26 protein-coding genes and 1 tRNA gene are annotated in these 23,564 nt (G+C 60.2%); 25 read left to right on the forward strand and 2 right to left on the reverse strand.

Annotation, left to right across the window (positions count from 1 at the left end):
• Positions 1–20 precede the first annotated feature (20 nt).
• The 16 genes from DXX99_RS01195 (at position 21) to DXX99_RS01270 (ending at position 16,081) form a co-directional block, all read left to right on the forward strand.
• The gene (locus DXX99_RS01195) at positions 21–626 is read left to right on the forward strand and encodes a chemotaxis protein CheC (protein ID WP_165847643.1); all 606 of its coding nucleotides are present in this window, start codon (positions 21–23) and stop codon (positions 624–626) included.
• A gap of 20 nt (positions 627–646) precedes the next feature.
• Positions 647–1,018: a response regulator gene (locus DXX99_RS01200; RefSeq protein ID WP_115791690.1), complete on the forward strand. Its 372-nt coding sequence runs from the start codon at positions 647–649 to the stop codon at positions 1,016–1,018.
• A gap of 12 nt (positions 1,019–1,030) precedes the next feature.
• Positions 1,031–2,014: a flagellar motor switch protein FliM gene (gene fliM, locus DXX99_RS01205; RefSeq protein ID WP_115791691.1), complete on the forward strand. Its 984-nt coding sequence runs from the start codon at positions 1,031–1,033 to the stop codon at positions 2,012–2,014.
• The gene (fliY, locus tag DXX99_RS01210) at positions 2,015–3,091 is read left to right on the forward strand and encodes a flagellar motor switch phosphatase FliY (RefSeq protein ID WP_115791692.1); all 1,077 of its coding nucleotides are present in this window, start codon (positions 2,015–2,017) and stop codon (positions 3,089–3,091) included.
• A gap of 58 nt (positions 3,092–3,149) precedes the next feature.
• Positions 3,150–5,456 (forward strand): O-antigen ligase family protein, encoded by a 2,307-nt coding sequence (locus DXX99_RS01215; protein WP_115791693.1) that lies wholly within the window; start codon positions 3,150–3,152, stop codon positions 5,454–5,456.
• 250 nt (positions 5,457–5,706) lie between these two features.
• The gene (locus DXX99_RS01220) at positions 5,707–6,147 is read left to right on the forward strand and encodes a hydrogenase iron-sulfur subunit (protein ID WP_115791694.1); all 441 of its coding nucleotides are present in this window, start codon (positions 5,707–5,709) and stop codon (positions 6,145–6,147) included.
• Between the two features lie 3 nt (positions 6,148–6,150).
• Positions 6,151–7,110 (forward strand): NADH-quinone oxidoreductase subunit B family protein, encoded by a 960-nt coding sequence (locus DXX99_RS01225; RefSeq protein ID WP_115791695.1) that lies wholly within the window; start codon positions 6,151–6,153, stop codon positions 7,108–7,110.
• The gene (locus DXX99_RS01230) at positions 7,110–8,573 is read left to right on the forward strand and encodes a Ni/Fe hydrogenase subunit alpha (protein WP_115791696.1); all 1,464 of its coding nucleotides are present in this window, start codon (positions 7,110–7,112) and stop codon (positions 8,571–8,573) included. Before DXX99_RS01225 ends, DXX99_RS01230 begins: the two co-directional genes overlap by 1 nt.
• A 79-nt stretch (positions 8,574–8,652) precedes the next feature.
• Positions 8,653–9,135, forward strand: coding sequence for a hydrogenase maturation protease (locus DXX99_RS01235; protein WP_115791697.1), 483 nt, complete (start codon positions 8,653–8,655; stop codon positions 9,133–9,135).
• 63 nt (positions 9,136–9,198) lie between these two features.
• Positions 9,199–9,597, forward strand: coding sequence for a hydrogenase maturation nickel metallochaperone HypA (gene hypA / locus DXX99_RS01240; RefSeq protein WP_115791698.1), 399 nt, complete (start codon positions 9,199–9,201; stop codon positions 9,595–9,597).
• Complete coding sequence (gene hypB / locus DXX99_RS01245) at positions 9,551–10,231, forward strand: hydrogenase nickel incorporation protein HypB (protein WP_115791699.1); 681 nt, start codon at positions 9,551–9,553, stop codon at positions 10,229–10,231. Before hypA ends, hypB begins: the two co-directional genes overlap by 47 nt.
• Positions 10,168–12,489, forward strand: coding sequence for a carbamoyltransferase HypF (hypF, locus tag DXX99_RS01250; protein WP_115791700.1), 2,322 nt, complete (start codon positions 10,168–10,170; stop codon positions 12,487–12,489). The genes hypB and hypF overlap by 64 nt, the downstream gene beginning before the upstream one ends.
• Positions 12,480–12,752 (forward strand): HypC/HybG/HupF family hydrogenase formation chaperone, encoded by a 273-nt coding sequence (locus DXX99_RS01255; RefSeq protein WP_115791701.1) that lies wholly within the window; start codon positions 12,480–12,482, stop codon positions 12,750–12,752. Before hypF ends, DXX99_RS01255 begins: the two co-directional genes overlap by 10 nt.
• Complete coding sequence (gene hypD, locus DXX99_RS01260) at positions 12,697–13,803, forward strand: hydrogenase formation protein HypD (RefSeq protein WP_115791702.1); 1,107 nt, start codon at positions 12,697–12,699, stop codon at positions 13,801–13,803. The genes DXX99_RS01255 and hypD overlap by 56 nt, the downstream gene beginning before the upstream one ends.
• A gap of 3 nt (positions 13,804–13,806) precedes the next feature.
• Positions 13,807–14,814, forward strand: a complete 1,008-nt coding sequence (hypE, locus tag DXX99_RS01265; RefSeq protein WP_115791703.1) for a hydrogenase expression/formation protein HypE — start codon at positions 13,807–13,809, stop codon at positions 14,812–14,814.
• Between the two features lie 64 nt (positions 14,815–14,878).
• Positions 14,879–16,081 (forward strand): M24 family metallopeptidase, encoded by a 1,203-nt coding sequence (locus tag DXX99_RS01270; protein WP_115791704.1) that lies wholly within the window; start codon positions 14,879–14,881, stop codon positions 16,079–16,081.
• Here DXX99_RS01270 and DXX99_RS01275 read toward each other — a convergent pair.
• Both DXX99_RS01275 and DXX99_RS01280 read right to left on the reverse strand, forming a co-directional pair.
• Positions 16,064–16,459: a TIGR04086 family membrane protein gene (locus DXX99_RS01275; protein ID WP_115791705.1), complete on the reverse strand. Its 396-nt coding sequence runs from the start codon at positions 16,457–16,459 to the stop codon at positions 16,064–16,066. The two genes, DXX99_RS01270 and DXX99_RS01275, sit on opposite strands and share 18 nt — an antisense overlap.
• A gap of 75 nt (positions 16,460–16,534) precedes the next feature.
• Positions 16,535–16,611: transfer RNA gene (locus DXX99_RS01280), tRNA-Trp, on the reverse strand.
• Positions 16,612–16,783: 172 nt separating this feature from the next.
• Between DXX99_RS01280 and DXX99_RS01285 the strand changes: the two genes are divergently transcribed.
• The 9 genes from DXX99_RS01285 to DXX99_RS01320 all read left to right on the forward strand — a co-directional run bounded on the left by DXX99_RS01285 (position 16,784) and on the right by DXX99_RS01320 (position 23,513).
• Positions 16,784–17,194, forward strand: a complete 411-nt coding sequence (locus DXX99_RS01285) for a hypothetical protein (RefSeq protein ID WP_115791706.1) — start codon at positions 16,784–16,786, stop codon at positions 17,192–17,194.
• 304 nt (positions 17,195–17,498) lie between these two features.
• The gene (locus DXX99_RS11305; RefSeq protein ID WP_134642922.1) at positions 17,499–17,714 is read left to right on the forward strand and encodes a hypothetical protein; all 216 of its coding nucleotides are present in this window, start codon (positions 17,499–17,501) and stop codon (positions 17,712–17,714) included.
• Positions 17,715–17,998: 284 nt separating this feature from the next.
• Positions 17,999–18,343, forward strand: a complete 345-nt coding sequence (locus DXX99_RS11405) for a PH domain-containing protein (RefSeq protein ID WP_165847644.1) — start codon at positions 17,999–18,001, stop codon at positions 18,341–18,343.
• A gap of 68 nt (positions 18,344–18,411) precedes the next feature.
• Positions 18,412–18,753 carry an autorepressor SdpR family transcription factor gene (locus DXX99_RS01295; RefSeq protein WP_115791708.1) on the forward strand — a complete coding sequence of 114 codons (342 nt, stop codon included), beginning with the start codon at positions 18,412–18,414 and terminating at the stop codon, positions 18,751–18,753.
• Complete coding sequence (locus tag DXX99_RS01300) at positions 18,702–19,409, forward strand: SdpI family protein (RefSeq protein ID WP_115791709.1); 708 nt, start codon at positions 18,702–18,704, stop codon at positions 19,407–19,409. Before DXX99_RS01295 ends, DXX99_RS01300 begins: the two co-directional genes overlap by 52 nt.
• A gap of 67 nt (positions 19,410–19,476) precedes the next feature.
• Positions 19,477–20,193 (forward strand): YIP1 family protein, encoded by a 717-nt coding sequence (locus DXX99_RS01305; protein WP_115791710.1) that lies wholly within the window; start codon positions 19,477–19,479, stop codon positions 20,191–20,193.
• A gap of 124 nt (positions 20,194–20,317) precedes the next feature.
• Complete coding sequence (locus tag DXX99_RS01310; RefSeq protein ID WP_115791711.1) at positions 20,318–21,610, forward strand: efflux RND transporter periplasmic adaptor subunit; 1,293 nt, start codon at positions 20,318–20,320, stop codon at positions 21,608–21,610.
• 18 nt (positions 21,611–21,628) lie between these two features.
• Positions 21,629–22,321 carry an ABC transporter ATP-binding protein gene (locus DXX99_RS01315; RefSeq protein WP_115791712.1) on the forward strand — a complete coding sequence of 231 codons (693 nt, stop codon included), beginning with the start codon at positions 21,629–21,631 and terminating at the stop codon, positions 22,319–22,321.
• Complete coding sequence (locus tag DXX99_RS01320; protein ID WP_115791713.1) at positions 22,311–23,513, forward strand: ABC transporter permease; 1,203 nt, start codon at positions 22,311–22,313, stop codon at positions 23,511–23,513. The genes DXX99_RS01315 and DXX99_RS01320 overlap by 11 nt, the downstream gene beginning before the upstream one ends.
• The last annotated feature ends 51 nt before the right edge of the window (positions 23,514–23,564 follow it).

Consider the following 23,564-nt stretch of genomic DNA (forward strand, 5'->3'; position numbering starts at 1 on the left):
ATCAAAGGAGAGGGTGTCATTTGGAAGCTTACCTGGGAGTTCTGCAGGAAATAGGCAACATAGGCGTAGGTAACGCGGCCACCGCCCTGGCCGAGCTCATAGGGACTAAGGTGCTGATAAGCGTCCCCCAAGCCACCTTTGTCCCGCTGGAGGGGATCTTCAATATGGTGGGAGACGCCGAGGAGCCGGTGGCCGGGGTACTGGTGCGCGTGGGCGGGGAGATCAAAGGGACGGTGCTCTTCGCCTTTTCCGCCCCCAGCGCGATGGAGCTGATAAGGCGGCTCTTGGGGGAGGGGTTTTCTGATCCTTTCTCCTTAACTCCGGAGGCCGCTTCGGTCTTGCAGGAGATCGGCAACATCTTAACGGGAGCCTTTCTCACCGCCATAAGCGAGTTTACCGGGCTTACTTTCGTGCCCGAGGTGCCCTTTTACACTTACGACATGCTGGGCTCCATAGTCTCCACCAGTTTGGTGGCAGGAGAAGTGATAGCGGATCGGGTGCTCTTTTTCGAGACCGAGTTCATGCTCGACGGCCAAGCGATTACCGCCCACTTCTTCCTCTTCCTGACCCCCCCTTCCTTGGCCACACTGCTTAAGTCCTTAGGCCTGGCGGCCGAGAACCTTTAAACGAGGAGGGATTGGCAGATATGGGCAAAAGAGTTCTCATAGTAGACGACGCGGCTTTCATGCGGATGATGATCAAAAACATTCTCACCAAGCACGGGTACGAAGTAGTGGGAGAAGCGGCCAACGGCCGGGAAGCGGTGGAGCTTTACAAACAGCTCAAACCCGACGTGGTCACCATGGACATAACCATGCCGGAAATGGATGGCATCGAGGGGGTTAAGGCTATAAGGGCCATAGACCCCAACGCTAAGATAATCATGATAAGCGCTATGGGGCAGCAGGCCATGGTGATGGAGGCCATCCAGGCAGGGGCCAAGGACTTCATCGTAAAGCCTTTCCAGCAAGAGAGGGTTCTGCAGGCGCTGGAGAGGGTGCTAGCTCGCGACGACTAGAGGGGGGAGAGCATGGCGGAGGTTCTGTCGCAGGCAGAAATCGATGCCCTGCTGGCCGCTTTGGCCTCGGGAGAGCTGCCGGAAAAGGAGCTGCCCTCCGGGGAGAAGGCGGCACCCAAGAAATACGATTTCCGCCGCCCCAACAAGTTTTCCAAGGAGCAGCTGCGCACTTTACAGCTCCTGCACGAAAACTGGGCCCGCATTCTTTCCGGCTTCCTCTCCGGCTACCTGCGTACCAATATATCGGTGGCGGTAAGCGGCGTTGATCAACTGACCTTTGATGATTTTATCCGCTCCCTCCCCACCCCTACGCTCCTGGTGGTTTTCACTCTGGAGCCCCTGCCGGGAGCGGCAGTAATGGAAACCAACCCCAGCTTTCTCTTCCCGGTCATCGACCTCCTCTTCGGCGGGCCGGGAGAGATGCCGGAGAGGATAAGGGAGTTTACCGAGATAGAGATTTCGGTGGGGCGCAGGCTGGCCGAGAAACTTCTGGAGAACCTCTCCTTCGCCTGGCGCGACGTTTTTAAAGTTACCCCCGCGGTAGAAGGGGTGGAGACCAACCCCCGGCTGCAGCAGATCATCTCTCCCAGCGAGGTGGTGGCGGTGATCACCCTCACCACTTCCGTTGGAAACGAATCGCGGGGGCTCATCAACCTCTGTTTTCCCCACATGATGCTGGAGCCGGTCTTAAGCCAGCTCTCGCGCTTTTACCACATGCGCCCCTCCGAGCCCCCGGACGCCTCCGCCACCCGCAACCTTCGCTACTGGCTGGAGAAAGTGCCGGTGGAAGTCTCGGTTGTGATGGGGGAGACCAGCCTTTCCGTCCAGGAGTTCCTGGATTTGGAGGTGGGGGATGTTCTGGTACTCGAGCGGCGCTTCGGCGAGGATCTCGACGTTTATGTGGGCAAGGTCAAGCGTTTTCGAGCCCAACCCGGGCTTTTGGGTCGGCATCTGGCCGTGCAGATTACGGGCCTAGCGGAAGGGGGCGAAGCTTGATTGAAAGATGAGCACTTCTTGAGCCAGGAGGAAATCGATGCCCTTTTGAAGGGGGCCGGTACTTCCCCGGACGAGGGCTCTAAGACCGCCGGGGAGGGTCCCGATCTCACCGAGGAAGAAAAGGACGCTTTAGGCGAAATAGGCAACATCGCCATGGGGGCGGCGGCCACCGCCCTTTCGGAGATCCTGGGGCGGCGGGTCACCATCACCAGCCCCCATGTGTGGGTAACCACCAAGGAGGAACTGCTCAGGAGCTTCACCGTACCTTACCTTATCGTTTCGGTTTCCTACACCGAAGGTTTGGAAGGCACCAGCCTCCTGGTGGTAAAGGTGGAGGACGCTTCGGTCGTGGCCGACCTCATGATGGGGGGGGAAGGCAAGCGCTCCGATACTTTGGGCGAGATAGAGATAAGCGCGGTAGCGGAGGCCATGAACCAGATGATGGGGGCGGCGGCCACCTCCCTGGCCGATATCTACCACCGCACGGTGGGCATTGCTCCTCCGCAGGTGCGCATTTTTTCCAAGGAAGGGGAGGCTACGACCGACGATCTGGGGGTGGAAGACCCCATCGCTGTGATCTCCTTCCGGATGACGATAGAAGATCTGCTCGACACCGAGATCATGAGGGTGCTGTCGGTGGGCACGGCCAAAGAGGAGGCTTCTCTCCTCTGGCAGGGGGTTTACGGCGAGGGGGGTGAAAAAAAGGAAGAACTCTCTCCTCAGGAGTCTTTTCCTGCAGAGGAAGCGGCGGCCACTGCCGCCCCGGCTTTCGCTCCTACTTCCCCATCCCTGGATGTGGACCGCTCCCGCCTGGAGCTTATCCTGGACATTCCGCTCAAGGTCTCGGTAGTGCTGGGGCGCACGCGCCGTCCTATAAAAGAGATTCTGAGTCTGGGCCCGGGAAGCATTTTGGAGCTGGACGCCTTGGTCGATGAGCCGGTGGAAATTCTGGTGAACGGGGTGCTGGTGGCCCGCGGCGAAGTGGTGGTGGTGGAAGAGAATTTTGGCGTGCGCATCACCAGCATAGTCACCCCCCAGGAGCGCCTCCGCTACCTGGCTCGGCCCCGGGAGCGTTGATCTCTTCCGGGCTTGGCCTTAAAATTTTAGGGAAAGCTCAGGAAAGGATGGTGTCGAGGTGGCGGCGGTAGCCTGGTGGGGTGTTTTAGCTCTTCTCTTTCTTGCGCCGTACTTCCGGGGGCTTTTCTTTCCGCCGGAGCAGGAGAGGGCCCTGGTGGTGGCGGCGGTGTGCTTTTTCCTGGTCTACTTGGAGCGCTGGCTCAAGGGGAAGGCCCGCTTCCTGGAACGTCCGCTGGACTGGGCCGTTCTGGCCTTCTTGTTTGTCTACTTGGCTAGCTTGCCAGTGGCGGTGAACAAAGGGCTGGCGCTTAACGAGTTGGTGAAGAACGCCCTTTACTTCGCCATTTTCTGGTCGGTGGCCCGCTTGGTGGACACGGTGGACAAGGCGGAAAAGCTCTTGTACGCCTTTTGGTTTTCCGGGGTAGGAGTGGCGCTGGCGGGCCTGGGTACAGCCACCCAGATAATCTTCATCCGCGACGGCTTCCTTAACGGGCGCATTTACTCCTCCTTTCAGTACCCCAACGCGCTGGCCAGCTTCCTTCTGGCCCTTTTGCTCGTAGGGACCTACCTTTGGTACCGATCCTGGAGAGAGGGGCCGCGCTGGCGGGGTTTCCCCTATTCTTCTTACTCCCTGGCCCTGGGGAACTTCTTGTTGGCTGCCGTCTTTTGGGGAGCCAAATCCCACGGCGGGGTTCTCACCCTGCTGGTAATAGCTCCGCTGCTTTTATGGCGCCTTCCCAAAGAGGTAAGAATCCCCTGGGGTCTACACCTTCTGCAGGCCAATTTCTGGGGACTCCTTTCCGGCCTCGCTTTCACCCGCCTGGCTTCAGCTGGCGGTTACGACGCGGCTTGGGGAGTTATCTTTTTGGGCCTTATCCTCTCCTTGGGCTGTCAACTGCTCGTGGACTACGGAAATTACCGGGGCTGGTCCAACCCCCTGGCACGAATTCCCTCGCTTTTCTGGTGGGTGGGCTTAAGCACCGTTCTGCTCGCCCCTTTGGTGGTGGTTCTTTCTCATCCTCTCTGGCGGTCGCGCCTTTGGGATTTGCTGCACGCCAGAAACGCCATCGAACGCTTCTATTTTTATCGCGATGCTCTGGAAATGATGGCAGCCCGCCCCTGGCTGGGCTGGGGAGGAGGAGGTTGGCAGGAAGCTTACCGTCATTTCCAACACTACCTCTACAACTCCACCCAGGTACATAGCTACTACCTGCAGGTAGGGGTAGAGACGGGGATACTGGGCCTTCTAGTGCTCCTGGCCATCTGGGTACTTTTTCTGCGGTCTGCCCACCGCCTCTACCACGCCGCCTCCGGTCCCCGGGAGCGACTCCTCGTCTGGCTCGCTACGGTGGCGGCCCTGGCCATAGGGGTTCACGCTGCCGTGGATTTCAACCTTTCCCTTTCCGCCCTGGCTCTCCTGCTCTTTTCCCTCTTCGGCGTGGTCACGGGGCTAGAGCTCTCTGCCCGTCAGCCCCAGGAGGAGGGGAGGAAGGCCCGGCGGGCTAAGGCGCGGCTTGTCCGCCCTTCCCCAGCACCTTTAGTCCTGGTCTCTTCCCTCGCTTTGGCGCTGGCGGCTCTGGGCACTTCTTTGGCGGTAGCCGGCAATGCGGCTCTGGCCGCGACTCAAGCCTTGCAGCAGCATAACCTGAGCGAGGCCCGAGCGCTGGCCCTCAAAGCCCAGACTTATAACCCCTTGAATGCAGACTACCGGGCCCTGCTGGTGCAGATCTATCTCATGGAGCAAAACCCGCAGGCGGCCGTGAAAGAGGCACAGGAGGTGGTGAGGCTCAGCCGTTACAGCGAGGCCAGCTACGCCCTCTTGGCCAACGCCTTAAACCAGGCTGGCCGTTACCGCGAGGCGGTGCAGGCAGCGGAAACGGCGGTTCGTATGGCACCCTTCCGCATTCAGAACTACGAGCTGCTGGCCAATACCGCTTTTTACGGCGGCTACATGGAGCTTGCTAACGGTAAGAAAGACGAGGCTCGCTTCTTCTTTAATAAAGTGGTAGAGGTGCCTAAGCTAATCCGAGAACGCATGGCCATGGTCACCCCGCAGGAAAAGCGGCTGTGGGTGGTGGCTCCTTACCTTGCTCCCACTCCCACCATCCAGGTGGCGGTAGGAGGAGCTTGCTACTTCCTGGGTCGAGGGGAGGAAGCACAGAAGTACCTCACCTCCGCCCTGCCGGAATTGAAGGAAGACAAAGATAAAATGTTAAAGGCCCAGGCGCTGCTTTGGCTCGCCCTGCTGGCGGAAAAATCGGGGGATAAAGAGGCGGTCCGGAAGTACACCGAGGAAGGTAAGCAGCTCTTTTCCGGATTTGGCCAGTGGCTGGAGCAGACCCGCAAGCTCCCGGTGCTGAGCTGAGAGGTTTTAAAATACTATGCCGCTCTTTCGCGGAGGGCTTGCACCGCCCTCCGATTTTTGTTATAGTAAAGGCAAGCCTCCGAAGAGGCTTGGACTTAAGGCGAAAACCTAACTCAACCAGATAGCCTGTTCGCGAACATAAAACCCTTCCAACGGATGGGGGTGAAACCGCGAAAGTAAAGGGTCTTCTGCCTTCCGCCGGCACTTAGCTTTTTGCGGAAACCCTTTAACGAAGAAAGGGGTAAGGAGCATGGAGCAGAGCTTTGAACCCAAGATTATCGGTTTCCTCTGCAACTGGTGCAGCTATGCCGGCGCGGACCTGGCCGGCGTCTCCCGCCTGCAATACCCTCCCAACATCCGCATCATCCGTGTCATGTGTTCCGGTCGTGTCGATCCTTCCTTCGTGCTGAAGGCCTTGAAAGAAGGGGCGGACGGGGTTCTCATCGCCGGTTGCCACCCCGGTGACTGTCACTACGAGAGCGGCAACTACAAGGCCATGCGCCGCTACCTCTACCTGAAGAAGCTGCTCAAGGAATTCGGCGTGGAAGACGAGCGGGTGCGGCTGGAGTGGATCTCGGCGGCAGAGGGAGCTCGCTTTGCTCAGGTGGTCACCGAGTTCACCGAGACCATCCGGCGTCTGGGACCTTCCAAGTTCAAGGAAAAAGCGGCTTCGGCAGGGAAGGGGGCGTAGCGCATGGCGGAAAAGCTTAAGATAGCCTCTTACTGGGCTGCCGACTGCGGCGGCTGCGACGTAGCCATCCTCGACACGCACGAAAAGTTCCTGGACATAGTGCAGGCGGCCGACATCGTCTTCATGCCCATCGCGGTGGACATTAAGGAAAAGGACGTGGAGGCCTTCCCAGACGGCTACATCGACGTATGCTTCTTCCACGGTGCTATTCGCAACTCAGAAAACGAGCACATGGCTAAGCTCCTGCGCCGCAAATCCAAAGTAATGGTGGCTTTTGGCAGCTGCGCCATGATGGGAGGCATCCCGGGCTTGGCCAACTTTAAGGATCGGGAAGGGATTTTAAGCCGCGTCTACTTCGAAAGTCCCTCCACCGATAACCCCGACAAGGTTCTTCCCCAGACGGAAACCCAGGTGCGCGAAGGGGTTCTTACCCTGCCCGCCTTCTACGAAGAGGTAAAAACTTTGGCTGATGTGGTGGACGTAGACTACTTCATGCCCGGCTGCCCCCCGGCTTCCCACCAGATCTGGAACGTCTTCCAGGCCATAGTAGCCGGTAACCTTCCGCCCAAGGGGTCGATAGTCGGCGCTTCCACCAAGTCGGTCTGCGAAGAGTGCCCCCGGATAAAAGAGAATAAGGCCATCAAGCGCTTCTACCGCGTACACGAGATCATCCCCGACCCGGAGCGCTGCCTCTTGGAGCAGGGCATTCCCTGTATGGGGCCCGCCACCCGGGGCGGCTGCGGGGCGGCTTGTCCGGTGGCCAACCAGCCCTGCCGGGGCTGTTACGGTCCTCTGGACGGGGTGGTCGACCACGGGGCCAAGTACATAAGCGCTCTGGCTTCGGTCATAGATGCGAACACCCCGGAGGAAGCGGCCAAGATCCTAGACCAGATTGCCGACCCGGCGGGGATGCTCTATTGGTTCGGCCTGCCGGCTTCGCTCCTGAGGAGGGTGAGGAAGTGATGCAGCGGATCACGATTGATCCGATAACAAGGCTCGAAGGCCACGGGAAAATAGAAATCTTCCTTAACGAGCGGGGTGAAGTGGAAAACGCCTACTTCCAGATCCCCGAGCTTCGCGGCTTCGAAAAGTTCGTGGAGGGGCGCCCGGCGGAGGAAGTGGCCCGGATTGTCAGCCGTATCTGCGGGGTCTGCTCGGGCACGCACCACGTGTGCGCGGGCAAAGCGGTAGACAAGGTGTTCGGCGTGAAACCCACCCCCACGGCCCTGAAGCTGCGCCGGCTCTTCTACAGCGCCCACTACATCCACAGCCACCTAGCCCACTTCTACGCCCTGGCGGCTCCCGACTTCGTCGTGGGCCCCGAGGCCGACCCACCGGTGCGTAACATCGTGGGTCTCATCAGCAAGGTGGGTCTGGAGATAGGGGGGAAGGTGATCAAGGCGCGGCGGCTGGCCCAGGAAATTCAGACCATGCTGGGAGGCCGGCCGGTGCATCCTGCCTTCATGGTTCCTGGCGGGGTGAGTAAAGGGCTCACCGAAGAGGAGCGGCGTCAAATAGAGGAGTGGGCCGAGTTCGAGGTGGAGTTCGCCCGCTTCTCCTTGAAGCTCTTCGAGGACGTGGTGCTCAAGAACAAGCAGTATCTGGAGCTCATCCAGAGCGACGCCTACCGCCTGGAGACCAACTACATGGGAATAGTGGACGAAAAGAACCGGGTGGACTTCTACGATGGCGAAATCCGCTACGTGGACACCCAGGGGCGGGAGATCGGCCGCTACAAGGAAGAGGAGTACCTGGAGCACGTGGCGGAGCACGTGGAGCCCTGGAGCTACCTCAAGTTCCCCTTCCTTAAGAAGCTTGGCTGGAAGGGATTCGTGGAGGGGCCCGGCACTTCGATCTACCAGGCGGCTCCGCTGGGCAGAATAAACGCGGCCGACGCCATGAAGACGCCGCTGGCCGAAGAGGAGCGGCAGAAGTTCTTTGAATTCTTTGGCGGCCGGCCGGTGCATAACATCCTAGCTACTCACTGGGCTCGCCTGATCGAGAATCTGCAGGCGGCTGAGGAGCTCCTGGATCTGGCGCGCGATCCCGAGATAACCAGCCCTGACATCCGCAACATCCCCGAGGGGGTGGCGGGAGAGGGGGTGGGCATCATCGAAGCGCCGCGCGGCACCCTCACTCACCACTACCAGACCGACGAGCGGGGCATTGTCGTAAAGGCCAACCTCATTGTCGGCACCACCAACAACAATGCCCCCATCTGCATGGCGGTGAAGAAGGCGGCGCAGGCACTCATCCGGCCCGGCGTGGCCATTAAGGAGGGGTTGTTAAACATGATCGAGATGGCTTTCCGGGCCTTCGACCCCTGCTTCAGCTGCGCCACCCACGCCCTTATGGGGGAGCTCCCGCTGGTAGTGAACATCTACAACCATTACGGCGAGCTGGTGGAGCAGATCCACCGGCAGTGAAGTGGAGCAGACATGAAGCCCAGGGCCTCCCCGGAAAAAGCCTCTGGGGAGGCCCTGATTTTCCCCCGGAGGAGGGAGCATGGAAAGGAAGGCGCGCGTGGTGGTTTTGGGCTGCGGCCATCCTTACGGCGGCGACGACGCCGTGGGCCTGGAGGTGGTGCGGCGCCTCCGAGAGGAGGGTTTGCCGCCCGGGGTGGAGGCTGTAGAGTGCAGCACGGCGGGTCTGGGAATCTTGGACTTTCTTTACGGGGCCGAGAAGGCTATCTTGGTGGACGCGATGGTGGCCGACTTGCCGCCGGGATCGGTCCTGCGCCTGACCGAGGCGGATCTGCCTAAAGGGGCGAGGAGGCTTTCTGCCCACGACGTCACCGTGCGCGAGGCTCTGGCCTGGGGGAGGGAGGTGGGGGTGCCGATGCCCGAGGAGTTGATCGTCATCGGGATAGTGGGGAGGCAAATGGGGCTTTGGCAGGAGACCCTTTCCCCGGAGGTAGAGGAAGCGGTGCCCAGGGCGGTAGCCTTGGCCAGACGCGAAATCGAGCGGTTTTTGCAAAATGAATCTTAAGTACTAAAATTGACTTAAAGGAAAGGCCCCGTTCGGCTCGAAAGCTATAGAGGGGGCGAAAAAGTGCACGAACTCAGTATCGTGCAGTCGATGATGGAGCTAATACAGGAGAGCGCCGCTGCCAACCGGGTGCGCCGGGTGACCAAGGTTAAGCTGGTGGTAGGGCAGCTTACCTTGGCCCAGCCCGATCTTCTGCAATTCGCCTTCGCCACTTTGAAGCCAGACACCATATTCGAAGAGGCAGTGCTGGAGATCGAGGAGCGCCCCTTGGTCATGCGCTGCCGCCAGTGTGGGGAAACCTTTGAGCCGGAGTACATCCAGTATGCCTGCCCTTCCTGCGGGGGGCGCTGCGAGGTCGTGAGCGGGAAAGAGCTTTACGTGGACTTCTACGAAGGGGATACGGAGGAGGAGGAACATGGAGATAAAAGTGGTGATGGGGCAACGGCTGCTTCGTGCCAATGAAGAAGTGGCGCAGAAGGTTAGGGAGCGCCTGGCAAGAAGCGCCTGCCTCATGGTGAACCTCATAAGCTCCCCCGGGGCGGGCAAAACCACCCTTTTAGAGGCTACTTTAAAGCGCCTGAAGGACCGGTGGCGCATAGGGGTGATCGAGGGGGACGTCTACACCGTCCGCGACGCGGCCCGCATAGCGCACCTTGAGGTCCCGGTGGTGCAGATCAACACGGCAGGAGTGTGCCACCTCAACGCCTCCATGGTGACCAAGGCGCTGGAGGAGCTGGGGGAAGGTCCTTTCGACCTCATCTTCGTGGAAAACGTGGGGAACCTGGTCTGCCCGGCCGAATTCGATCTAGGAGAAGATGCTAAGGTGGCCCTCTTGAGCGTTACGGAGGGAGTGGATAAGCCGGCGAAGTACCCGCTGGTTTTCGAGCAGGCCCAGCTCGTTCTCATAACCAAGGGAGATCTAATCCCCTACCTGGAGTTCGATCTGGGGGAGGTAGAGAAAGACGTACACCGCCTAAACCCTGAGGTTCCGATCATAGTCACCTCGGCTAAGACCGGAGAGGGGCTGGAAGCATGGTGCCAGTGGCTGGAAGAGCGGCTTCGGCAGAAAAAGGAGGCCGCGTCCGTTACCGCCTGACCGTCAAGGGCACGGTGCAGGGCGTGGGCTTCCGTCCCTTCGTCTACCACCTGGCCATGAAGTACGGGCTTAAGGGCTTCGTGCGCAACGACGCTCAGGGGGTCTATGTGGAAGTGGAGGGTGGGGAGGAGGAGGTCAAGCGCTTCTGCAAGGAACTTCGCCAGCACCCCCCGCGCCTGGCCCGGATAGCTGAGCTTCTGGTGGAGGTGCTGCCGCCGGCGGGTTACTCCGCCTTTGAGATAGATTCGAGCCGTGCGGCTCCGGAGAAGGAGGCGCTGGTTCCTCCGGACGTGGCCATCTGCCCCGATTGTGCCCGGGAGATTTTCGATCCCGAGAACCGGCACTACCTTTACCCCTTTACTAACTGCACCAACTGCGGCCCCCGTTTCACCATCGTGCGGGAACTCCCTTACGACCGGGCGCGCACCTCCATGGCTTCTTTCCCCATGTGCCCGGACTGTTCCCGCGAGTACCACGACCCCTTGGACCGGCGCTTCCACGCCCAGCCGGTGGCCTGCCCGCGCTGTGGCCCCCAGCTCGAGCTTTACGATGCTCAGGGGAGATCGGTGGAGGGTGACTGGCGGGAGAACTGCTGGGAACTTTTGCGGGCGGGGAAGATCCTGGCGGTTAAGGGCTTGGGCGGCTTTCACTTGGCCTGTAACGCCCTGGATCCGCGGGCGGTAGCTTTACTGCGCCAGCGCAAGCGGCGTCCCCACAAGCCCTTGGCCGTCATGGCGCGGGATGTGGAGGTGGTGCGCCGCTTCTGCGAGCTTGGACCTCTGGAGGAGGAGCTTCTGACCTCCCCGGCGGCGCCCATCGTGGTGCTGAAGCGACGCCCGGAGGCGGGCCTTCCAGAGGAGCTGGCTCCCGGCCTTAAAACCCTGGGGGTCATGCTGCCTTACACGCCGCTACACCTCCTGCTCCTGCAAGGTCCCCTTCCCTTGCTGGTCATGACCAGCGGCAACCGCTCGGGCCTGCCCCTTTGCAAGGACAACGAGCGAGCCTGGGAGGAGTTAGGAGATATTGCCGACTACTTCCTCATTCACAACCGGGACATCGTCAACCGCTGCGACGACTCGGTAGTAGCGGTGATGGGGGATACACCCGTCTTTTACCGGCGCTCGCGAGGCTACGTCCCTCAACCGGTCAAGGTACCGACGGGGGAAGGGCCGGTGGTGCTGGGAATAGGCGGGGAGATGAAGAACACCTTCTGCCTCCTGCGGCGGGGTGAAGCCTTCTTGAGCCAGCACATAGGGGAGCTCGACACGGTGGAAGGGGAGGAGAACCTAAAGACCAGCCTGGAGAACTTCACCAGGCTTCTGGGGGTTAAGCCGGAAGTCATAGGCTACGACCTGCACCCCGACTACCGCTCTTCCCGCCTGGCGCGGGAGCTGGAGGCCAAATACCGCTTTGCCGTCCAGCATCACCACGCTCACATGGCGTCCTGCCTGGCCGAAAATGGGGTTGAGGGACCTGCCATCGGGGTAATTCTGGATGGGACCGGCTACGGTACCGACGGATGCCTGTGGGGCTTTGAGATCCTAACCGGCGATTTCAGCCGGTTCGAGCGCCATTACCACCTGGCTTACGTCCCCCTCCCGGGTGGGGAGGCGGCCATAAAGCACCCCTGGCGGATAGCCGTCTCCTACCTCCTCACTTTTCTAGGGGAGGAGGGACGAGAGTGGTCCCGCCGGCTCTTCGGCGCCAAGGAGCAAGAGCTTTCCCTGGTGGAAAAAATAATCACCCAGCGGATAAACGCCCCGCTGGCTTGCGGCTGCGGCCGCCTCTTCGACGCAGTGGCCGCCCTTTTGGGGGTGAGGTGGGAGATAAGCTACGAGGGGCAGGCGGCGATAGAGCTGGGGGAAATGGTCCTGCCGCTAGAAAAAGGCAAGCGCCTTCCTCCTTACCCCTTCGCCTTCGGAGGGGAGGAGATATCCCCGGCTCCCCTCTTCCTGGAGCTCCTGGCCGATCTGGCGCGGGGAGAAGACAAACGGATCATCAGCACCCGTTTCCACAACACCGTGGTTGCCATGGTACGGGAGGCGGTGGCCCGAGTGGCAAGAAGTACCGGGCTTACCGCCGTGGCCCTGAGCGGGGGTACCTGGCAGAACCCCTACCTTTTCGCTCTGGCCCGGGAGTCTTTGGAGGCCCTGGGGCTTAAAGTGCTTTACCACCGGCAAGTGCCGGCCAACGACGGCGGCCTGTGTCTAGGCCAGGCAGCCGTAGCTTATAAGAGGTGGTGGGAAGAGTGTGTCTAGGAATACCGGGGAGGATCGTGGAGGTCTACCCCGAAGAGCACGTGGCCGTGATCGAAACTTTCGGCGTGCGCCAGCGCATCAGCACCTTCCTCATCGGTGAGGTGGAGGTGGGGGAGTACGTCATGGTGCACGCCGGCTACGCCATTGAGAAGGTGGATGTGGAAGAAGCCCAGGAGCGCCTTAAGCTTTGGGAGGAAATATTAAGGTATGCAGATATGGGAGAGACTGAGAGACCCGGCGACCGGACGGAAACTGGCCGGTAGGGTGCAGGAGTTGGCCGCTCAAGTAAGCGACCGCTTGGGGCGGCGGCTTATTTTCATGGAGGTTTGCGGCACCCACACCATGGCCATCTCCCGCTCCGGCATAAGAAGTCTCTTGAAGGATTACCTGGAGCTGCGCAGTGGTCCCGGCTGCCCGGTGTGCGTCACCGATCAAGCGGACATCGACCGCATGATAGCTCTGGCGCGGCTGGAGGGCGTGGTGGTGGGCACTTTCGGCGACATGGTGCGGGTGCCGGGGAGCTTCTCTTCCCTGGAGCGCGAGCGAGCTCTGGGGGCCGAGGTGAAGATCTTTTACTCTCCCGCTGAAGCGGTAGCCTGGGCGGAGGCCAATCCCTCCAGGCAAATGGTCTTCCTGGGTGTGGGCTTCGAGACCACCGCTCCCGGCGTGGCGCTGAGCATTAAAGAGGCGGCCCGGAAGGGACTTAGGAACTTCAGCGTCTACGTCTCCCACAAACTCATCCCCCCGGCCTTAAAGGCCCTGCTGGTTGATCCAGAAATAAAGCTTGACGGTTTTCTCCTGCCGGGGCATGTGAGCACCATTATAGGACGCCGCGCCTACCTCTTCCTGGAGGATTATGGTATGCCGGCGGTGGTGGCTGGGTTTGAACCCAACGAAATCTTGGATGCCGTTCGAGAGTTACTTGAGATGCTACTCGAAGGCAAGGCGGAGGTGCGCAACGCTTACTCCCACGTGGTGCGGGAGGAAGGCAACCTGCGGGCGCAGAAGCTTTTGGCGGAGGTCTTCACTGTCTGCGACGCTTCCTGGCGAGGCTTCGGATGCATACCGCAAAGTGGCCTCAGGCTTAGAGAGGAGCTGGCCGCCTTTGACGCTGCGCGGCGCTTCGAGCTTCCCCCGGTGGAGGTGCGCGTGCCACCGGGCTGTGCTTGCGGGGAGATCCTCAAGGGAAAGCTTACCCCCAAAGATTGCCCCCTCTTCGCCCGGGCCTGCCATCCCACACATCCCGTTGGCCCCTGCATGGTGTCCTCTGAAGGTGCCTGCGCCGCCTACTACCGCTACGAACGGGAGGTTTAGAAATTGGCTCAGGACGTGATTTTGCTGGCTCACGGCGACGGCGGAGCACTTACCTACCGACTGGTAAAAGATCTTTTTTTACGCTACTTCCCTGGTCAGGCCCTGCAAGCCCTCACCGACGCCGCAGCTTTAGATTTGCCGGCGGGCAGGCTGGCGGTGAGCACCGACGCTTTCGTGGTGAGTCCCCCCTTCTTCCCCGGAGGCGATATAGGGAAGCTGGCGGTCTGCGGCACCGTTAACGACCTGGCGGTGAGCGGTGCCCGCCCCCTTTACTTGACCGCCTCTTTCTTGCTGGAGGAGGGGCTTTCCCTGGCAGACTTGGAGCGGGTGGTGGCTTCCATGGCCGCCACCTGCCGAGAGGCGGGGGTGGAGATCGTGGCGGGGGATACCAAGGTGGTGGAGCGGGGAAAGCTCGACCGGATTTTCATCAGCACTACCGGCGTGGGGATCATCCCGCCGGAGGTGGACTTGGGCTACCACCGCGTGGCCCCTGGAGACCGCATTTTGGTAAACGGCGGGATGGGGGAGCACGGGCTGGCCATCCTAGCCCTGCGCTCGGGCCTGGACTTCGCCGGGCAACTCAAAAGCGACTGTGCCCCGCTCAACGGCATAATCGCCGATCTCCTGGCTGCGGTGCCAGGAGTGAAGCTCATGCGCGATCTCACCCGGGGGGGCCTGGTCACGGCCGCCAAGGAGATCGCCCTGGCCACGGGTAAAGACCTTCTGCTGGAAGAGGAGGCGATCCCCGTTTCCGGCTTAGTGCGAGGGGCGGCCGACCTTCTGGGGCTTGACCCCCTTTACCTGGCCAACGAGGGCAAATTCATGGCCATAGTGGCTCCTGAGGAGGCGGAAAAAGCCCTGGCGGTGCTACGCCAGCACCCCCTGGGAAAGGAGGCCGCCATCGTCGGGGAGGTGCGGGAGGGCAAGGGCAATGTCTACCTCAGGACGGCTTTCGGAGGAACCAAGCTCATGGACATGCTGGCCGGCGCTCCCCTTCCCCGCATCTGCTAGCAGGAATTTCTCTTCCTGCCGGCGAAGAGTAAAGGCTCAACGGCTTTTGGCAGGGGGGAAAGCCTTGACCGATAGAGAAGCTTGGCAGCAGGACGTCGTCGCCAGAGTGAGGAAGCTACAAAAAGCTTTGCAGGAGCAGGAGATAGAAGGGGCCCTGCTGGTGCAAAGCGCCGACATATTTTACTACACCGGTACTTTTCAGAACGGCCACCTTTACCTGCCGGTGGAAGGAGAGCCCATTTACCTGGTGCGCCGTAGCGTGGAGAGAGCGCGTGCCACCACCCTCTGCGGGCGGGTGGTAAAGCTTCAAAGCTTCCGGCAAATCCCGGCCCTGCTTCAGGAGCACGGCTTTAAGCTCCCCCGGACTTTGGGTTTGGAACTCGACATTCTTCCGGTGAGCTACTTTCTTCAGTACCAGAAGCTTTTTCCCCATACCCAGTTCCGGGACGTATCTCCCATCATCCGCCGGCAGCGGGCGGTAAAATCGGCTTATGAACTGGAGCTCTTGCGCGAGAGCGGCCGGCGGCTCGACCAAATGCTGGCCGCCGTTCCTGGCCTAGTAGAGCTGGGCGAGACGGAGGTGGCCCTGGCGGGGCGCCTGGAAGGGGAGGCCCGCCGCCTGGGGCACCAGGGGCTGGTGCGCTTCCGCGGCTTCAACCCCGACTTTTTCATGGGGCACTTCCTCACCGGCCCCAGCGCTGCCGAGCCTTCCTACTTCGACGGCCCGGTGTCCGGGCCGGGCCTAGATCCTTCCTTCGCCTTTGGCCCGAGCTGGCGTCGCCTGGCAGAAAACGAGCCTATCTATGTGGATTACGCCTTCGCCTGGCGGGGCTATGTAACTGATGCCACCCGGGTCTACGTCGTAGGGAGGTTAAAGCCGGAGCTGGAAAGAGCCCACCAGGTGGCCCTGGAAATCCAGCAGGCCCTGCTGGAGGAGATCCGTCCCGGTAAAAGCCCGGCTTCTCTTTACGAGCTGGCCTGCCGGATGAGCGAGAAGGCGGGGCTAAAGGAATACTTCCAGGGGTGGCAGCAACCGGTGCGCTTCATCGGGCACGGCGTGGGGCTTGAGCTCAACGACCTCCCCGTGCTGGCTCCCGGCGTGGAGGAGCCGCTGGAAGCAGGGATGGTGATAGCCATCGAGCCCAAGTTCGTCTTTCCCGGGGAAGGAGCGGTGGGGATAGAGAACACGGTGGTGGTCACTCCTTCCGGTGCCCGGCGCCTCACCAACTATCCTGATGCCGTCCAGATCCTATCGGGAAGGAATTAAAGTTGCTCCCAGCGTGCTCCCTAAAGCGCCGCCGAGGAGGAGCAGGAAGAGCTTCTTCAACAGGTGAGCAGTCACCACCGGCCCCGGGTAGAAAATGAGGGAGGTAAACCAAAGGAGGATAAAAAGGACCGTTCCCACGGTAAGACCGTGCAGCAGCACCTTGCTCGCCGCCCGGCGGGCTGCTAGGACCCCGCCGGCGAAGCTCCCCAGGAAAAGCCCGGAGCTGGCGAAATAGGGGAGAAGCCTTTCGGGTAAAGGAGCGAAATAGAAGAGCGCGGCGGTCAAAAGGGTGAAACCCAGGACGAAGGAAGCCGCCCCGAAGACGCCCTGTCCCACGGCGGACAAGCTAAAAGATCCCTTTTCCTCGTGTCCACGCAATTTCTAACCCCCTCCTCCGTAACAACCTTATGCGGGAGCGGAGAGGGTTAGAAGTTCCTTTAGATTAAAACAAAATGGCGGGGGAGGCAGGACTTGAACCCACAGCCCGCGGCTTTGGAGGCCGCTGCTCTACCATGTTGAGCTACTCCCCCGCTTCTGGCTTTATTATAAGCTCCCCCTGCCGGAAAGTCAACCTGGGCAAGCTCGGTGTCCGTGTCAAGATCCAGTCTCCGTCCTCCATAGCTGGCTCGGAAGAGGGTGCAGTTACCGGAGGGCAGTGCATAAAGTGTACCGGAAGCTCTAGAATAAAGGAGTGGGTAGTGCTTGTCTTCTTTTGGGCTGGCCTTCGGCGTGATGCTTCTGATCTTCAGTTCCCTCATTTACCCGGTCGTCCGGATGCTCCGGTCCGATCCTTCTTTTCTTAAGAAAGCCCTTTCGGAAGTGGTCGATTGCCGGGAAGGGGAGCCGGTGCTGGTGCCCAGCTCCAGCCGCCTCATCGCCCTGGCCGGTCTTATCGTCATCCTGGCGGTGGACGGCGGCATCGCCACCGTGATCCTTCACCGGCTGGCGGAGGGAGCTCCCCTCCCGGAGCTCGACAAGGTGAACTATTTTCTTATCTGCCAGGCGGGACTCTTCGCTCCTTATGCCGTCTCCAAGCTGGCGGAAGTGATCCGCCTTCCTTTCCTTAAGAAAGGCTTTGCCGAGACTTCCCCTCCTGCGCCGAAAAACCAGTAGTTTTTTATGTCTTTACTAAAAAGGAAGGTATAAGGAGTTTTGTTTTCTTTTCGGCAGGTAACGTGCCAACGTTGGCCTCTAACCCGGGGATTTGGCATAAAATAGGGGAATTAAGCTCTTGTTTTTTTTGCTTCTATGATATTTCCTGAAGCAGGAAGGCAGGAAAGAAAGGGAGAACTGTTATAATCAGGGGAGGGAGAGGAGTTGAATGAAGCCTTGGGGAAGGATAACAGGGAGCTTGAGGCATGTAGCCGGCAGGCTCTGCTGAGGGTGCTGGCAAAGGTGATCGGTAAGGTGAAGGAGAGTGCGCGAGTTCGAGCTCGATCGCCCGGTAGATGCAGTGTCGGTAAAGGCAAATAATCCTTCTGGTAATAGAGCAAGGGCGTTGGTGACGCTAATTCCGTTCGTGCATATCCCGGTTGTGTATAATGCAGTAGCAGCTGTTGTTGATGTTGTATCAATTGGTTACTATCACTGGATACGGGTATATCAGTATCGCTTGCAGGTTATTTATAGTTAAAACTAGGGATAAAATGAGGGGAGGGTTAAGGTTTAGGCCTGATCCTCCCCTTATGGATTCACTTTTGAGAGTGGTGGACGCTAATGAATGAAATTACTCGGTTTGAGGCTCATCCGTACGATAGGCTTACCGTGGTGTTTACTTATGTTCTTACTCCGCTACTATTCATTGCTTTAGCCGCTAAGTGCTATTCCGACTTCAGTAGTTATTGTGCCCAAGGTTTGTGGATAGATGCCTGTATTGTAGTTGTGTTTTTCTTATTCATTGCGGGTGTTTTTGTTCTTATGTATATGCTAAGCGTTGGTTACTACATAATTAGTTTCTCCGAAATTATTATCGTTAGAAAGGTGCTGGGGTCCTTTGGTATTCCTCTAGCTACCATCAACTCGGTGGCTGTAGTTGAGAAACCGGGCATTGCGTTTAGAGTTTTGGCTTACGCAGCGATGTGGGGCTATTACGGGCGTTTTTTCAGCGAGGACGATAACCGGACCGTACGAATTTATGCCACCAACCTCAGGAACATGGTCCGCATCGAGACCACCGATGGGAAGATCTTCTACCTTTCCCCGGCGGAGCCGGAGAAATTCGTGGAAGCGGTGAAGCAGCGCCTTCATAAGACGGAGCCTTGACAATCTCGGGCTACCAGGTTAGAATCCATTTAGATCGTTTTCTAAATTTCTAAAGGTGGGCTAGCCTTATGTCTTTAAGCCGGGTGTTCAAGGCACTGGCCGACGATACGCGGCGGCAGATCTTGCAGCTTTTGCAGGAGAGGGATTTGACGGCCGGGGAGATCGCGGCGCACTTCGAGCTCTCCTGGCCCACCATTTCCCACCACCTAAGCGTCCTCAAGCAGGCTCATCTGGTGCAGGACTACCGCAAGGGCCAGAACATTTTCTACTCCTTGAACACTACCGTCTTTCAGGAGGTGGTGGGCTGGGTGATGAATCTGGTGGTCGAGAGGGAACGGAAAAAGGAGGGTGAGGGTAAGTGCCGAGGGAAGACGCGGCCCAGGACTATACTCTTTCCTGGGGAAGCTTGAAGCCCGATTGGCCCCTGTGGCTGGTGCTGGGAGGGATGCTGGCAGCGGCCTTCATCCTTTATCCTTTGCTGCCGGAGCGGGTACCGGTGCACTGGAACTGGAGGGGGGAAGTGGACGGCTACGGCACGCGCCTGCAAGGCGCCTTCACCGCACCTTTGCTGGCGCTGGGAATTTACCTCCTGATGCTGGTAACTCCCCTCATAGATCCGCGCCGCCGCAATTACGCGCGCTTTTCCGGCGCCTACCGTTTGCTGCGCTGGGGCTTCGTGCTCTTTATGGCCGGCATCTACGGGGTGTGGATGGCTGCGGCCCTGGGCTACCCTGTGGACATAGGGCTGGCGGTCAAGATGGGCATAAGCTTGCTTTTTCTCACTGCCGGCAACGTGATGGGGCAGGTGCGGCACAACTACTTCGTGGGCATAAGAACTCCCTGGACCCTGGCCAGCGAGGAAGTGTGGCGGCGGACGCACCGCCTAGCAGGCCGAGTCTGGGTGCTGGGAAGCCTCATCTGCCTCTTACTGGCCTTCTTTCAGGGGCTCTGGTCCGAAATAACCTTTTTCGCCGTCACCACCCTGATGGTCCTGGTACCGGTAGTGTTTTCCTTTCTGTGTTACCGCTCCCTGGAAGCCAAGGGGTCTGGCGAGCAAAGGGGGTGAAAGGGGCTTTCATGGTGAGAGTTGGTTCGGTCGAAAGAGTTAAACTCTGTGAAGGAGGGGGTAAACTTTGGCCCAAGATCCGCAGATAGTGGAAAGGGAGAAGCGCTCCGGCGGCTGCCGCTTCTTGCGCGCTTTTTACGCCCCGCGCCAGCTCTTTGAGGAGCTCGCCGATAAGCCGAGCTTTCTGGCCATGGCCCTGGCCCTGACGGCCATCAATCTCGTCCTGGTCGTAGTCGCCTTGCCCAAGCTTCAGGCTTTGACCCTGCACATGTTCGAGCAGAACCCTCCCCCCGTACCTCCGGAGGAGCTTGAGCGGGTGCGCGCCCTTTTGCCCAAGCAGGTGGCTATTGGGGGCGTGGCCAGCGGGGTGCTCTTCCCCTGGGTTATCTGGTTGCTGGTGGCGCTGGCCCTCAAAATTTACGCTGCTTTCTCGACGAAAGAGGCGCCATACCGGACTCTTTTCGCCGTGGCAGTTTTCGGCTACCTTCCTGTTTTCTTAGGGTCGATCATAGCTTACGTCCTGATTTTAGCTTTACCCGTTCAGAGCCTGCCCCACGTAACTTTGAGTCTGGCGGCCTTTCTGCCCCAGCAGAAGACCCTCCTTTACAACTTCTTGGCCCAGTGCAACCCTTTCACCTGGTGGTCGCTGGTCCTGTGGGGGTTGGGGGGCGCAGTGGCCATGCGCACCAAACCTTCCGGCCCCGTTCTCTACATGTTCGGGCTCTGGCTCCTGGTGGCCCTGCTGCTGGCCGCGCTGGGCACTCTGTCTCCCGGAGCGGCCTGAGGCCCGAGCTGCTAGCTCCCACTTGGTGGGAGCCTTTTTCTTTTGTTTAAAGAGCAGGAATCTTGCCCTTCGGTGACGAAGCCAGACTTACTTTAAATGTTTAACCTTTTGGGGAGGGGAGGAGTTGTCGCGGGCGGCGAAAGTGGGGATAGCTTTGGCCGTGCTGCTGGGAGCGGGCGTGGTGGTAGCAGCCGTGTGGCGGGGGCTCAACCCCCCGGGAACACCAGTGAAGGTGGCTTTAGCCGAGGAAAGGCTTTTCGAGGATAAGGTGCTGGCTACAGGAAAAGTGGAGCCGGAAGGAGAGATCGATGTAACTTCGCCCGTGGCAGCCAAGCTTTTGCGGCTGGCAGTGCGGGAGGGAGACCGGGTGAAGGCGGGCCAGCTCCTGGCGGAGCTCGATACCGGTGACCTGGAAAACAAAGTAAAGAGTGCCGAGGCAGCGCTCGCGGTGGCGGAGGCGGAACTCTCGGCGCTAAAAAACGTACGGCCGGAGGATGTTGCCCAGGCCGAAGCGGGGGTTAGAGAAGCGGAGGAACTCTTAAAGGAGGCGCAGGCGGTGGCAGATACCGCCCAGAAGAAGCTGGAGCGCTATCGCTTCCTCCGGAGCCACGGGGCGGTGTCGGCAGCTGAGTTGGAGGCGGTGGAGACCGAAGCAGCCAGGGCCCAGGCCCAGGTGCGGGCGGCCGAGGCCCGGCTGGAGTCGGCCCAAGCTCGGCTTCAAGCCCTGAAAAACCCCGACCCCCAGAAGATAGCGGTGCAGGAGGCGCGGGTAAACCAGGCCCGGGTGGCGCTGGAGGAGGCCCGCAGCCAACTGGCCAAGGCCAAGATCACCGCTCCGACGGACGGAGTGGTGCTGCAAGTAGGCCCCCGCGAGGGAGACTTCCTGCAGCCCGGGGCCTTTATCTTGAAGTTGGGGGATGTGAACCGGGTGCGGGTAGTGGCGGAGCTCAGCGAGCAGGACCTCGCCGGCATAAAAGCAGGGCAGAAAGGGGTGGTGACCTGGTCGGCCTACCCGGGAAAGGAGTGGCCGGCTGTGGTGGAGCGCTTGAGCCCCACCGTCACACGGAAGGCCGACCAGACGGCAGAGAGCATCTACAAGGTCTATCTCCGACCGGAGAAGGAAGGGCTTTTGCCGGGAGCTCGGGTGGACGTCTCTATCTACCGCACTCCGCCCCGGAAGGCGGTGCTGGTTCCTTTAGAGGCCGTGTTCGGCACCGATAAGGAGAAGTTCGTTATGGTGGTGGAAAACGGAGTGGCGCGGCGGCAGAAGGTGGCGGTGGGCGGGAGCAACGAGCTTTACACCGAGATAAAGGAAGGGCTTAAGCCGGGGACCATGGTGGTGCTCAACCCCCGGCAGGTCAAAGAGGGGGAGCGGGTGCGCCCCGAAACCCTTGCTGGCCAGCGCAAAGGCTCGTGATTGCTGGAGGTATGCCTCGTGGAGGAAGTCATCCGGGTAGAGGATCTCACCAAGGTCTACGGCAGGGGGGAGGCGGCGGTTCACGCGCTCAGGGGGGTTACCCTCACCATCAGGCGGGGGGAATTCGTGGCCGTCATGGGCCCTTCCGGTTCGGGCAAGTCCACCTTCCTTAGCATTCTCGGCTGTCTGGAGCAGCCCACTTCCGGCAAGTACTACTTCGCCGGGCGCGACACGACGTCTTTAGACGAGGAGGGCTTAGCCGAGCTGCGCAACCGCCAGATAGGCTTTGTCTTCCAGGCCTTTAACCTCCTGCCGCGCTTCGACCTGGTGCGCAACGTGGAGCTCCCCCTCATCTACGCCGGGGTTTCTCGCCGGGAGCGCCGGCAGAAGGCGGTGGCCGTTTTAGAGCGGGTGGGGCTGGGGCACAGGCTGTATAACAAGCCGCCCAATATATCGGGCGGGGAACAGCAGCGGGTGGCCATTGCCCGGGCGCTGGTCACCGATCCGGCGGTCATCCTGGCCGATGAGCCTACGGGGAACCTGGACCGCCGCACCGGGTTTGAGATCATGGGCCTCTTCAAAGAGCTGCACGAAGAGGGGCGCACTATAGTCATGGTCACCCACGATCCGGAGATAGCCCGTTACGCCCAGCGCATCCTTCACTTCCTGGACGGCCGGGTGGTGCGGGAGGAGAGACAAAATGAAGATTGACGACCTTTTGCTCCTGACCCTGGACAACTTACGGGCGCACCGCTTCCGGGCGGCACTGACGGCTTTAGGGATCGCTATCGGGATAGCGGCGGTCATCGCCGTGGTGGCGGTGGGACAGGGAGGGCAGGCGGCCCTGCTGGGGGAGATAGAGAAAATGGGTTCCAGCCGGGGCTTTCGCATTTCGGTGGACGTGGAGCGAGGGGAAGCGCCCACTGCCGACACCTTCCGGCTGGAGGACGTAAGCCTCATCAAGGAGCTCTCTCCAGCGGTGGAAAAGCTGGCGCCGGTTACCTCGGGCATGTTCATCAGCCTGCGCTCCCCCTCCTCCCAGGGCAAATCAGTTTATTGCGACCTCATAGGTACCACGCCGGACATCCAGGCGGTGATGAACCTGCCGCTGGTGGCCGGGCACTTCTTCACGGAAACGGACGTGCAGGCGCACCGGCGGGTGGTGGTGCTGGAATCCAAGCTGGCCCGGAGCCTCTTCCCCGATGGGCACGCCTTAGGCCGGCAGATCTTCATCCAGGATACTCCCGCCACCATCGTCGGCATAGTGGAAAGCCCCTCCTCCGGCCTCTTTTCCGCCATGACCCACTACGCTTTTGTGCCCATAACTTTTGCTCAGGAAGTCTTAAATACCCGCGTCATCCAGGCCCTCAACGGGGTGGCGGTGAGTGAGGTAGCTGTGCCGCAGGCCATCTCCGACTGCATCAAAATTCTGGAGCGACGTCACCCCGGACTCCATACCCACTACGTGGGGCGGTCGATGAAGGACATGCTGAGCCTCATCGAAAAGGCCACCGGCATCATGACCCTCATCATCGGCTCGGTGGCGGCCATCGCCCTGCTGGTGGGGGGTGTGGGGGTGATGAACATCATGCTGGTGGCGGTCACCGAGCGCACGCGGGAGGTGGGGTTGTTGATGGCCCTGGGGGCTCGCCGGCGGGACATTCTGCAGCAGTTTCTGGCCGAGGCGGTGGCCCTCTGCCTGGCAGGAGGGGCTTTCGGCGTGCTTATAGGAGCGGGTGGTGCCTGGGCGGTGGCCCACTTCGCCCACTGGCCACCTCTGATCTCTTTTAAGACCGTACTTCTGGCCTTTGCCTTCGCCAGCGCAGTGGGTCTCGTCTTCGGCCTTTACCCGGCCAGCCGGGCGGCGAGCTTGAGCCCAGCCGAGGCCCTGCGGCACCAGTAGGCTTTCTTTAAAGCGCTTCATTGCTCTATAATAAGTCTTAAACCCTGACTG

Source organism: Ammonifex thiophilus, assembly GCF_003368535.1.
Classification (GTDB): Bacteria; Bacillota; Desulfotomaculia; order Desulfotomaculales; family Ammonificaceae; genus Ammonifex; species Ammonifex thiophilus.

What these genes read in the sequence shown, in the direction of transcription:
- DXX99_RS01200 (WP_115791690.1), top strand. Translation starts at nt 647, where the DNA reads ATGGGCAAAAGAGTTCTCATAGTAGACGACGCGGCTTTCATGCGGATG.
- fliM (WP_115791691.1), top strand. Translation starts at nt 1,031, where the DNA reads ATGGCGGAGGTTCTGTCGCAGGCAGAAATCGATGCCCTGCTGGCCGCT.
- DXX99_RS01220 (WP_115791694.1), top strand. Translation starts at nt 5,707, where the DNA reads ATGGAGCAGAGCTTTGAACCCAAGATTATCGGTTTCCTCTGCAACTGG.
- DXX99_RS01225 (WP_115791695.1), top strand. Translation starts at nt 6,151, where the DNA reads ATGGCGGAAAAGCTTAAGATAGCCTCTTACTGGGCTGCCGACTGCGGC.
- DXX99_RS01230 (WP_115791696.1), top strand. Translation starts at nt 7,110, where the DNA reads ATGCAGCGGATCACGATTGATCCGATAACAAGGCTCGAAGGCCACGGG.
- DXX99_RS01235 (WP_115791697.1), top strand. Translation starts at nt 8,653, where the DNA reads ATGGAAAGGAAGGCGCGCGTGGTGGTTTTGGGCTGCGGCCATCCTTAC.
- hypB (WP_115791699.1), top strand. Translation starts at nt 9,551, where the DNA reads ATGGAGATAAAAGTGGTGATGGGGCAACGGCTGCTTCGTGCCAATGAA.
- hypF (WP_115791700.1), top strand. Translation starts at nt 10,168, where the DNA reads ATGGTGCCAGTGGCTGGAAGAGCGGCTTCGGCAGAAAAAGGAGGCCGC.
- hypD (WP_115791702.1), top strand. Translation starts at nt 12,697, where the DNA reads ATGCAGATATGGGAGAGACTGAGAGACCCGGCGACCGGACGGAAACTG.
- DXX99_RS11405 (WP_165847644.1), top strand. Translation starts at nt 17,999, where the DNA reads ATGTATATGCTAAGCGTTGGTTACTACATAATTAGTTTCTCCGAAATT.
- DXX99_RS01295 (WP_115791708.1), top strand. Translation starts at nt 18,412, where the DNA reads ATGTCTTTAAGCCGGGTGTTCAAGGCACTGGCCGACGATACGCGGCGG.
- DXX99_RS01320 (WP_115791713.1), top strand. Translation starts at nt 22,311, where the DNA reads ATGAAGATTGACGACCTTTTGCTCCTGACCCTGGACAACTTACGGGCG.